This window comes from Micrococcales bacterium, from assembly GCA_009784895.1.
In the GTDB taxonomy this organism is placed as follows: domain Bacteria; phylum Actinomycetota; class Actinomycetes; order Actinomycetales; family WQXJ01; genus WQXJ01.
The window spans coordinates 24,748-34,934 of the sequence record WQXJ01000025.1 but is presented as its reverse complement, the minus strand read 5'-3'; the positions used below and the strand labels follow the sequence as shown (position 1 = coordinate 34,934).

At 61.7% G+C, this 10,187-nt stretch carries 9 protein-coding genes; 7 read left to right on the top strand and 2 right to left on the bottom strand.

Annotated features, from left to right (window positions below; genetic code table 11):
• Positions 1 to 112 precede the first annotated feature (112 nt).
• Positions 113 to 346 carry an MBL fold metallo-hydrolase gene (locus FWD29_06015; protein ID MCL2803491.1) on the bottom strand — a complete coding sequence of 78 codons (234 nt, stop codon included), beginning with the start codon at positions 344 to 346 and terminating at the stop codon, positions 113 to 115.
• A 286-nt stretch (positions 347 to 632) separates the two neighbouring features.
• Here FWD29_06015 and FWD29_06010 point away from each other — a divergent pair, with 286 nt between their 5' ends.
• The 7 genes from FWD29_06010 to FWD29_05980 all read left to right on the top strand — a co-directional run bounded on the left by FWD29_06010 (position 633) and on the right by FWD29_05980 (position 9,430).
• Complete coding sequence (locus FWD29_06010) at positions 633 to 1,880, top strand: DUF4143 domain-containing protein (protein MCL2803490.1); 1,248 nt, start codon at positions 633 to 635, stop codon at positions 1,878 to 1,880.
• Positions 1,881 to 2,037: 157 nt separating this feature from the next.
• A complete protein-coding gene (locus tag FWD29_06005) occupies positions 2,038 to 3,486 on the top strand; it encodes a tryptophanase (GenBank protein MCL2803489.1) in 1,449 nt (482 codons plus the stop codon).
• Positions 3,487 to 3,553: 67 nt separating this feature from the next.
• Positions 3,554 to 3,946: a DUF1801 domain-containing protein gene (locus tag FWD29_06000; protein MCL2803488.1), complete on the top strand. Its 393-nt coding sequence runs from the start codon at positions 3,554 to 3,556 to the stop codon at positions 3,944 to 3,946.
• Positions 3,947 to 4,036: 90 nt separating this feature from the next.
• Positions 4,037 to 4,636, top strand: coding sequence for an RNA 2',3'-cyclic phosphodiesterase (gene thpR, locus FWD29_05995; GenBank protein MCL2803487.1), 600 nt, complete (start codon positions 4,037 to 4,039; stop codon positions 4,634 to 4,636).
• A 333-nt stretch (positions 4,637 to 4,969) separates the two neighbouring features.
• The gene (locus FWD29_05990; GenBank protein MCL2803486.1) at positions 4,970 to 5,881 is read left to right on the top strand and encodes an ABC transporter ATP-binding protein; all 912 of its coding nucleotides are present in this window, start codon (positions 4,970 to 4,972) and stop codon (positions 5,879 to 5,881) included.
• Between the two features lies 1 nt (position 5,882).
• Positions 5,883 to 8,459 carry an FtsX-like permease family protein gene (locus FWD29_05985; protein ID MCL2803485.1) on the top strand — a complete coding sequence of 859 codons (2,577 nt, stop codon included), beginning with the start codon at positions 5,883 to 5,885 and terminating at the stop codon, positions 8,457 to 8,459.
• A 77-nt stretch (positions 8,460 to 8,536) separates the two neighbouring features.
• The gene (locus tag FWD29_05980) at positions 8,537 to 9,430 is read left to right on the top strand and encodes a TIGR01777 family oxidoreductase (GenBank protein ID MCL2803484.1); all 894 of its coding nucleotides are present in this window, start codon (positions 8,537 to 8,539) and stop codon (positions 9,428 to 9,430) included.
• A gap of 41 nt (positions 9,431 to 9,471) precedes the next feature.
• Here FWD29_05980 and FWD29_05975 read toward each other — a convergent pair whose 3' ends face one another.
• Positions 9,472 to 10,137 carry a hypothetical protein gene (locus tag FWD29_05975; protein ID MCL2803483.1) on the bottom strand — a complete coding sequence of 222 codons (666 nt, stop codon included), beginning with the start codon at positions 10,135 to 10,137 and terminating at the stop codon, positions 9,472 to 9,474.
• Between the last annotated feature and the right edge of the window lie 50 nt (positions 10,138 to 10,187).

Sequence of the window (10,187 nt, the reverse complement as noted above, 5' to 3'; positions counted from 1 at the left end):
TTCGGGTCACATGCTGGATGCGGCACGCCGTATCCCTGGCAACACTTCAGCCGAAGTCATTGCCCATAGGCCCTGAACAGGCCACAAAAAACAGGCCAAAACCAACGTAACCTCAGTCGCGTTCGGAGCAGACCAGCTCCAAGCCAGGCCGGGCGGCCTTCATCTTGTCGACACCGCCAGCGTGGTCACGGTGACCGTGGGTCAGCGCGATTCGGTTGATCGGTTTTCCCAATCGTTTGGCCTGGTCAAAGATGCCCGCAGCGGCCAGTCCATAACCGGTGTCGACCAGAGTCAAACTATCGTCGCCTTCGACCAGGTAGACGTTGACCAGGAAATGGCGTGCCACCAGGCCGATCTGCCAAAACCCATCGAATGCTTGGACTCGCATACTGCCTCGCTTCAGGACTTAGCGATAGCCGGCGTCGACTACTTGATGTCATGCTAGCGGGCTGGGTGCCACCGGCCTGGCCAGGCGGCATCGGACGGGAGGCAAATCGACAGGCGCAGATCCAACCTGAGTGAGATGTAAACGCTGGTCAAAGTCAAGCAGAGCCCCAAAACAATGATCAGAAAACCTCTAAAACGCTGAACCATATGCCTCTAAAACCGTGACTGGAGAGTATGGTGTAACAATGCCAAGCTATCGCCCGCGTCTGATCGACCAGCGGCTCGAAAACAAGCTCCGGTCTTCTGGTGGCGTTCTACTCCGCGGGGCGCGTCAAGTCGGCAAAACGACCACGGCACTGAAGCATGCAAAGAGCTTTGTCCGGCTAGACGAATCTGGTCCACGCCAGCTGGCCCAGGTGGAGCCAGGTGCGGTGCTCGAAGGCGAAGCGCCTCGTTTGATCGACGAATGGCAGTTGGTGCCAGATGTCTGGAACTCCATTAGGCACGAAATTGACAGCCGGCAGGCTAAGGGTCAATTCATCCTGACGGGGTCGGCGGCTCCCAGTGATGACTTGACCAGGCACAGTGGTGCCGGGCGAATCGCCCGAATGACATTGCGCCCGATGGCGCTGGCGGAAAGTGGCGAATCGAGCGGAAAGGTCAAGTTGGCGTCGTTGTGGGGCGAATGGGATTCAGGGGCCATCGGTGGACCGACTGTGGCCGAATATGCGGAGCTGATCGTTCGGGGGGGTTGGCCTGGGTTGGTCGACCAGTCGGCCGCGACCGCTTCTGATGCTTTGGTCGACTACGTAGAGAACCTGTCGAGCGTAGACCTGCAAGCCCTTGACTCTGCGCCTGATCCGGTCAGAATAACCGCCTTGATCAGGGCGTTAGCCCGAAACACGGCAACGGAAGTGTCGCTGACCAAGTTGGCCGCCGAGGCGCAGATTGGCGAAAGGGGACCCACGGCGCAGACAGTTAGGAAATACCTCGACCAGTTGACACAGATCTACGTGCTTGACGAGTTACCGGCCTGGCCGGTCCATTTGCGGTCCTCCATTGCCCAACGGGTTAAGCCAAGGTGGCACTTTGTTGATCCTTCAATTGGCGCCGCCGCGCTTCGAGTCACTCCAGGGACTCTATTGGACGATGTAGAGACCCTGGGCCTGTTTTTCGAGTCACTGGCAGTTCGTGATCTGCGAGCTTACGCTGACACGATCAACTCACGGGTTTTCCACTACCGCGACGCCGAAGGCCTGGAGGTCGACACTGTGATCGAGCGCCCGGATGGCACCTGGGCAGCATGTGAAATCAAGCTTGGGGGGCAGTGGGCTATTGATCAGGCTGCAACCAATTTGCTGCGACTGCGCAATCGACTGACCCCGGACAAATGGTCTCGGGTCGCTTCGCTGAACATCATCACGGCCGGCGCAACCAGCTATAGACGCAAGGACGGTGTTCGGGTTATCGCGTTGGGGCAGCTCGCCGCCTGACTAAGGACGCGAGCCACCGGGCTGGCGAGGCGGCATCGGGCCGAAGGCCAGACCAAACCAAGACCCAAATTGGCCGCCCCGGCCCAAGGCGGCCCCCAAGCGTCTACCATGTGGGCTGTCCCAGTTGACCCTAAGACCCGAGGGAAGGACTACTCCCGTGGCAAAGGTGGCATATTTTTCCGGCCAGAAGTTTCCGCTGGAAATGCACAAAGTTCGAATCATCCAGAAACTGACCCTGCTGCCGGTTGAGGACCGGTTGAAGGCCATCGAAGGAGCTGGCTACAACACGTTCCTGCTGGAAAACAAGGATGTCTTCCTAGACATGTTGACCGATTCAGGCGTCAACGCCATGTCTGACAACCAACAGGCGGCCATGTTAGTGGCCGACGACGCCTATGCTGGCTCGGCCACATTCACCCGCTTGCATGCCAAACTCCAAGAGTTCTTTGGCATGGAGTACTTCCTGCCCTGCCACCAGGGCCGGGCGGCCGAGCATATTCTGTCCCGGGCCTATGTCGAAGAAGGTTCGGTAGTGCCGATGAACTACCACTTCACCACTATGAAGGCGCATGTGACTGCCTGCGGCGGCGAATTGGTCGAGCTGCTCGGGCCTGAAGGCGTGGCCGTCACCAGCCAGGACCCGTTTAAGGGCGACACCGAACTGGCGGCACTCGAAGCGCTGATCAAAGAACGCGGCGCCGAGAACATCCCCTTCTTCCGGGTTGAAGCCGGCACCAACCTGATTGGCGGCCAGCCGGTCTCGCTGGCCAACTACCGCGCCGTCTATGAGCTTTGCTCTAAACACGGCATCAAAGTGGTGCTGGACGCGTCCTTGCTGGCGGACAACCTCCACTTCATCAAGGCCCGCGAACCGGAATTCGCCAACTGGTCAGTGGCGGACATTACTTTGGCGATTGCCGAATGCGCCGACATCATCTACTTCTCAGCCCGCAAACTGGGCTTTGGCCGTGGTGGCGGTATCTGCACCAACTCAAAAGAGGTCTATTCCGATCTGCGGTCCTGGGTGCCAATGTTCGAAGGCTTTTTGACCTACGGCGGCATGTCGGTACGCGAGATGGAGGCCATTACAGTCGGTCTCGATGAGACCCTCGATGAGGACATGATCAACCAAGGGCCACTGTTTATTGAGCATTTCGTCGACGAAATGGACCAGCGCGGCATCCCAGTCATTACCCCGCCCGGTGGCTTGGGCGCCCATATTGACGCTCGCGGCTTCCTCGACCATGTTGACCAGCGTCAGTACCCATCGGGTGCGCTCGCAGCAGCGGTCTACGTGGCTTCTGGTGTGCGCGGCATGGAGCGCGGCACCTTGTCAGAGCAGCGCGAGCCGGACGGCACCGAGCCACTGGCTCATATGGAGTTGCTGCGCCTGGCCCTGCCCCGCCGGGTCTTCACCTTGTCGCAGGTCCAATACGCCATTGACCGGATCCACTGGCTTTACGCCAACCGGCGCTTGGTGGGCGGCCTGGAATGGATCGAAGAGCCGCCTATCCTGCGCTTCTTCTACGGCCTGCTTCGTCCGGTTGGCGACTGGCAGCATGCCTTGGTGGCCAAATTCCGCCAGGACTTTGGTGACAGCCTCTGATTCGGCTGTCGCCCGGCCCTGATTTGGCCAGTCAACTGGGCACCGGACTTGAGATTAGGCTGGAGCAATGAAGACGTTTGAAGACTTCTTGGCCAAGATCAACAGCCCAGAGCACCGCGAGAAGTTGTGCCAGGTCTTGGATTGGGTGACCGACCAGTATCCGCAGGTCAAGACCGAATTCAAGTGGAACAAACCGACCTTTACGGTGGCCGGCACCTATATTGTGGCTTTCGATGCGGCCAAAAACCATTTCTCCCTGGTTGACCCGGAGCATCTTGGCATTGAGGCGGTGGCCGGCGACCTAGATACCGCCGGGCTGTCCTACACCGCCGCTATTGTGCGCATTCCGTGGGACAAGCCGGTGCCCTATGAGATTCTGAAGAAGTTGATCGAGGCCAAGCTGGCGGCCAAAGACGGTGTCAAGTCGTTTTGGTTGGGCCGCCAGGCCACCAGCAGCTAGCGGCCGCCGCCAGCCAAGCGGCCCGCTCGGTTTGGCCAAACCGGCGCGGACAAGTACACCGGGGCTCGGTGGTGCGGCCAGAATAATCACATGCGACTATTCGCCGCGGCCGAGCTACCTGAACCGGTCTCTAGCCACCTGGCCGGAGCCTTGGCGCCGCATCTGCCTGAAGCCGGCCGCGCCCTCATTCCGCTGGAGAATTGGCATATCACCTTGGCCTTTTACGGGGAGGCGCCCGATGCCGCAGCGCAGCTTTTGGCAGGAGCCTTGGCCGAGGCTGTGGCTGGGCTGGCAGCCATGACCGTTCACCTGTCGGGCTCTGGTTGGTTCAGGGGAACTACGGCCTGGATTGGCCTGGGCGGCCAGGTCAAAGAGCTGACCCGGCTGATGGCCGCCTTGACCAGGCTTGGGCCTGAGCCGCGGCCGGACAACCCAACCCACCGGCCCCACCTGACCATTGCCCGCCGCAGCCGCCGCAGCCGCCGGGACCGCGGCAGAGACCAGGTGTTGGAAGAGGTAATGACGGCCATGTCGATCTACCGCGGTCCTGAATGGAGCATTGGCGAGGTTGTGTTGATGCGTTCCGATCTGGGTCAAGGCCGCGGCGGCCGCTCGCTTTACACTCCACTAGGGCGAGCCCAGCTGGGGGTTTTGCCCAAACCGACTGGGGCTAGCGGCGAACTGGCGTAGGCCAAACCGAGGGCCTGGCCTGATCCATGCTGCGAGTCAGAAATTGGCGCAACCACACCTGACTGAATGGAACCAGGTTCACTTTGCCATGGAGGGCCCAACTAGGGGCGTGGTGAATAACCACGCCCCGGCCGGGTTGCACGCAAGGTGGCGCGAGCGCCACCTGCGAAAACGCGGTGGCAAGCATCGTCTGTGGCCTAGGGGACTGGTGTTGAACACCAGTCCCCTAGGTCGATCAGTGCCATCCCCTGAGCCGACTAAGGGTCGATTCAGGGAAAACCCAGGGGTTGAGCCAGGCACTTTGCCAACAGCTGAGGCGCCAGAATGGCAGTTATGGCAAACCAGTCCCACAACACAATAGAAAATGCGGCCCTCACCTCCTCCGGTCCACCAGCCGTCTCCCAGCGGCAGGTACTGGCCAGCGCTGCCGGTCTAACCAAGGTTTATGGCCAAGGCGAAGCCGCGGTTAGGGCGCTACGCGGCGTTGACCTGGATTTCGACCGGGGCCAATTCACGGCCATTATGGGGCCGTCAGGTTCTGGTAAATCGACCCTAATGCACTGCATGGCCGGTTTGGATCGACCGACTTCCGGCACCGTTCGGCTTGGTGACCAGATGATTTCGGGAATGTCGGAACGATCGCTGACGAAACTGCGACGAACCCAAATTGGTTTTGTCTTCCAGGCTTACAATCTGGTGGCCTCGCTGACGGCGTTGGAGAACATCACCTTGCCGTTGGAATTGGCCCACCGTAGCGTCGAAGAGACTTGGCTTAACACCATTACCGGGGTATTGGGCTTATCCGACCGGTTGACCCATAAACCAGCCGAGCTATCTGGTGGTCAGCAGCAGAGGGTGGCTTGCGCCCGGGCTTTGGTGACACGGCCGGAGATTGTCTTTGCCGACGAACCGACAGGGAACCTGGATTCAACCACTTCGCGTGAGGTCATGAGGCTGTTGCAGCGGTGCTGGCGCGAGTTTGGCCAGTCGCTGGTAATGGTGACGCATGATGCGGCGGCGGCAGCTTACGCCGAACGAGTCGTCTTCCTGGCTGATGGAAAAGTGGCTGGCGAATTGGCCCACCCCAGTCAAGACGAAATTGAGGTGGCCCTGCGCGCCATCCGCCTGGCGGCCGCTGGTAACGGCAACGGCAACACCAATGGCCTGCCCAGCCAAGCGGCCGGTGCGGCCGGTGCGGCCGGCGCGGGCCACGGCCAGCTGGCCAGCACCACCAAGGAAGCCTGACATGCTGCGCTTGGCCTGGCGCGATGTGCGCCTGCATCCGGTCCGGTTTTTGATGTCGATCCTGGCGGTAGTACTAGGCGTGTCGTTCGTCACTGGCACCTACGCCATGCGGGCGATGCTTTCTTCCACCTTCGACGGGATCATTACCACGTCAATCGACGGCGACATTTACGTCATCGTCGATACCGGAGAAGTGCCCGATATCGCGCTAGGAGTCCTCCAAGGGCAGGTACCCCTTTCATTGGCCCAAGACGTCGCCAAGGTCGAAGGCGTGGCCTGGACTCGGGCCAACCTGGGCGGGCCAATTGTGCTACTGGGTAAGGACGGGCAGCCGGTCAATCCGGCCGGTATGGCCGGGGGCGGGGCGCCCTCATCCGCCTTCGCTGTCGATCCGGGCGAGGAACCCTACGTCAACTGGTCGATTCAGGGCCAATACCCTGCCGGCGAAAACCAAATCGTCTTAGAGTCCGCCACAGCCGAGCGAGCCGGTTTGGCAAGAGGGGATACCACCACCGTGGTGCTGGGGCAAGAACCCAGGCAGGTCACCGTCACCGGAATCTTGGCGCCTGACGAGGAGACCGCCTTCGCCGGCGCGGTGCTAGTTGGCCTGTCAAGGGAGGCGGCCCAGGCGGCCTTCGCCCCGGCCGGCACAACCGAATCGATGACCATTTGGGCCCAAGGCGACTACTCAGTCGACCAGGTCACAAAGGCGGTCAAGGCAGTCCTGCCGGCTGGGGTGGCGGCCATCCCGGCTGATGACATGCGGGCCGCCTCGAAGCAGTCGATCGACCAGATTCTCGGTTTCGTTAACACCTTCTTGCTGGTCTTCGCGGCTATCGCCCTGTTCGTTGGATCGTTCATCATCGCCAACACTTTCGCCATGGTGGCCCGGCAGCGAGAACGTGAGACGGCTGTTATTAGGGCGCTGGGGGCCTCCCCACGCCAGGTTTTCGCCTCGTTTGTGGGGCAGGCCGCCATTGTTGGCCTAATTGGTGCGGCGCTGGGACTAGCCGGCGGTTTTGGCCTGCTGACACTGATCAAACGCTTTTTCACCTCGATAGGTATGACTCTGTCAGGCGCGCTGCCGGTGACACTGGGCGGAATCGCCATCCCGGTGGTGCTGGGTGTAGCCACGGCTTGTTTGGCGGCGGCCCTACCAGCCTGGCGGGCCTCAAAAGTGCCGCCGGTCGACGCCATGCGCCAAGGCGTGGTTCAAACCCAGCGTTCGGATAAGGTTCGTTCCTGGATTGGGCTAGGCCTGATGGTGGTGGGCCTGGTCTTGGTGATTGTGGCCTTGCGCCAAGGCACCGATGGCGGACCGGCTTTGGGCGTTGGGGCGGCCGCATTGTTGCTAGGCCTGACGGCGGCCTCACCGGCTCTGGCCCCGGCCCTGACCCGAGTCTTGGCCTGGCCCTTTGTGGTGCTGCTGAAGCCCTTTGGCAAGATGGCCCGGCGCGGCGTTGTGCGCAACCCGCGCCGCACCGCCAACACGGCTGCGGCCCTGCTAATCGGCACGGCCCTGGTTGGCGCCACCACCGTCATGGCCGCCTCGACCAACGCTTCGATTGGCGATCTGCTCGACTCCCAAATGAACGCCGATTTCATGGTTCAGGACCTGAGTTATGCCCCGGTCCCGCTAGGCGCCATCAAACAAATCGATCAGACCGACGGCGCCAAGGCCTACCCGCTGGGCTGGGTGCCAGCCCAGGTCGACACGGGCGAGCTAGAAGACATCGAGTTGGGCAACGGCCCCAACGACTCCTGGGAAGCCATCCTGACTTTGGACAAGTTTGAAGGCAGTATTGCAGCTGCGGCAGACTCCGCCTCGGTTTCGAAGTCCTACGCCGCCAGCGCCGGTTTCAAGGTGGGCGACCCAATCAAACTTGTCCTGGCCCCCAAGACCCCGTTTGAGGTTGAGCTCGACCAGACCATCGGCATGATTTTCGACACCCCGGCTTTAAGCATTGATGTGATGCTGCCGCTGGATTTGATCGAACCGTTGTTCGACCCGGTGGCCTGGGAACAGATCAATCAGGTGGCCCAAGTCGCCGTCAAACTCGAACCGGGCGCATCATTGGACCTGGTTCACCAGTCCCTCAATCAGGCTGTCGAGCCTTATTTGACCCTGACGGTTATGGACCGGGCAGAGTTTTCCGATTCCATCGCCAACCAGGCCACTCAGATGCTCAATATGATCTACGCCCTGCTGGCCTTGTCGGTAGTGATTGCGGTGCTCGGCATTATCAACACCCTGGCCTTGTCAGTGATGGAACGTACCCGTGAGATTGGACTAATGCGCGCAGTTGGTCTGGGTCGGAGCCAATTGGCTCTAATCACGGTAATTGAGGGCGTTTTGATCGCAGTCTTTGGGACCGTGCTGGGCTTGGCGCTGGGCACCGGACTGGCCGCCGCCCTGCCCACCGTCTTTGCGGATATTGGTCTGGTCACGCTGGTCATCAACTGGGGTGCCCTGGCCGGGCTCTTAGTTGTGGCGGCCTTGGTTGGCATGGTGGCCGCATTGTGGCCAGCTGCCCGAGCCGCCCGCCTGCCGGTGCTGGAGGCAGTCAGCTACGAATAACCCAAAGTTCCAAAGCGCCGCCTGGGGGCGACCGCGGCCGGCGGGAATTGTTCGCCAGCCCCCTAGCATGGTGCCCCATGAAGGTCTTGTTGACCGGCGCTTCCGGCCTGATCGGCACGGCGCTACGCCGCCACTTTGAACAGTTAGGGCATCAGGTGGGCCGGCTGGTGCGCGGTAACCCGGCCGATGCCGACCCCTTGGTTTGGCCTTGGCAACCTGGGCTTGACCAGGTCCCCGACCAGGCTTGTGACTGGGCCCAGGCGGTGATCTCGCTCAACGGTAGCCCGCTAGCCAAGCCGTGGTGGACCAAGGCCTACCGAAACCAGATCATCGCCTCCAGGCTCGATTCGACCGCGGCCCTGGCCCGTGCCATTGGACGCAGTCCAAACCCGCCGGCGGTCTGGATTAGCGCCTCGGCCACTGGCTACTACGGTGACGCCGGCGAGACGGTATTGACCGAAAACTCACCTCGCGGGCAGGGTTTCTTGGCCGGTCTTTGTGCCAAATGGGAGGCGGCCACCGACGCGGCTCGGACCTCGACGCGGGTGGTTTTGGCCCGCACCGGACTGGTTTTGGCCAAAACTGGCGGTTTGCAGCCGCTGATCCTGTTGACCCAAAAGGGTCTGGCCGCCCGCTTGGGTAGCGGCCAGATGTTCTGGCCTTGGATCGGTCTTCTTGACCACTGCCGTGCGGTCGACTTCGCCCTAACCAATTCGCAGTTGGAGGGCCCTGTCAACTTCACCGGTCCCAACCCGGCTCGCCAAAGCCAAGTCGTCGAGGAACTGGCGCGGCAGTTGTCTAGGCCAAACCGCCTATGGGCGCCGGCTCTGGCCGTTCGCGCCGCTGCCGGCCCGGCTGCGGATCTGCTACTAGCGTCTCAGCGGGCCGTCCCGGCCGCCTTGACCCGGGCTGGCTTCGAGTTTGCCTGCCCAACCCTGGTCGGCGGCATCGGCCAAGCCCTAGGGCGCTGAATTCCAAACCCTATGGAGCTGTGGCCAAACCGGCGGCTTTGCTATTCGCCGTCTTTGGCCTCTTCTGGCTCAGCCTTGTCATGCTCGGTTAGTTGCTTGGCTGCCTTCTTGGTGGCGTCCGCGGCTTTTTTGGCCGCTTCGGTCACCTTTTTGACCGTTGTACCGGCGGCCTGGCCAACGGCATCGGCGGCATCGCCAGCGGCGCCCGCCAGGTTCTCTTCGGGTGCGGTTTCGCCGGACTCGAAGTCATCTTCTGCCCAGGGGTCTTCTAGCGGTTGGGTGCGGCGCCAAAGGGCGTAGACAACAGCGCCAAAGACGGCCAGCAAGGCGCTGATAACCAAGAGTTTGCGGCCTTTGCGCGATTTGGGTTTGGCCGGTTCGACCGCTTGAGCTGCCGCCCGGGCGGCGTTGTCGACCGCTGCGACTATGGCCGGCAGGGCCTTTTCGACTATGACATCGCGCGCGTCGTCAACCTTTGGCCCCAAAATGGCTGCGGCCTCGGCCACCTTCGGTGCCGCCGCCGACATGCCCTTATGCCAGGCTGTCTGGGCTCTAGGCGAAGCCCAGTCGACGGCCGCTCCTAGCTGCGGCGCGGCCTTTTGCCTGAGCAGCTCGGTTGCCTGAGCCACGGCCTCACGGGCGCCGCTGGCCAGGCGCTTGAAGTCCGTTGAGGACAGTTGAACGGCTATTTTGTCATTGCTAGCCATCGCGGCCTCCTTTGGTCCAAAGTTCGGCCCTGGCCGGCGCCAGTGCCCGG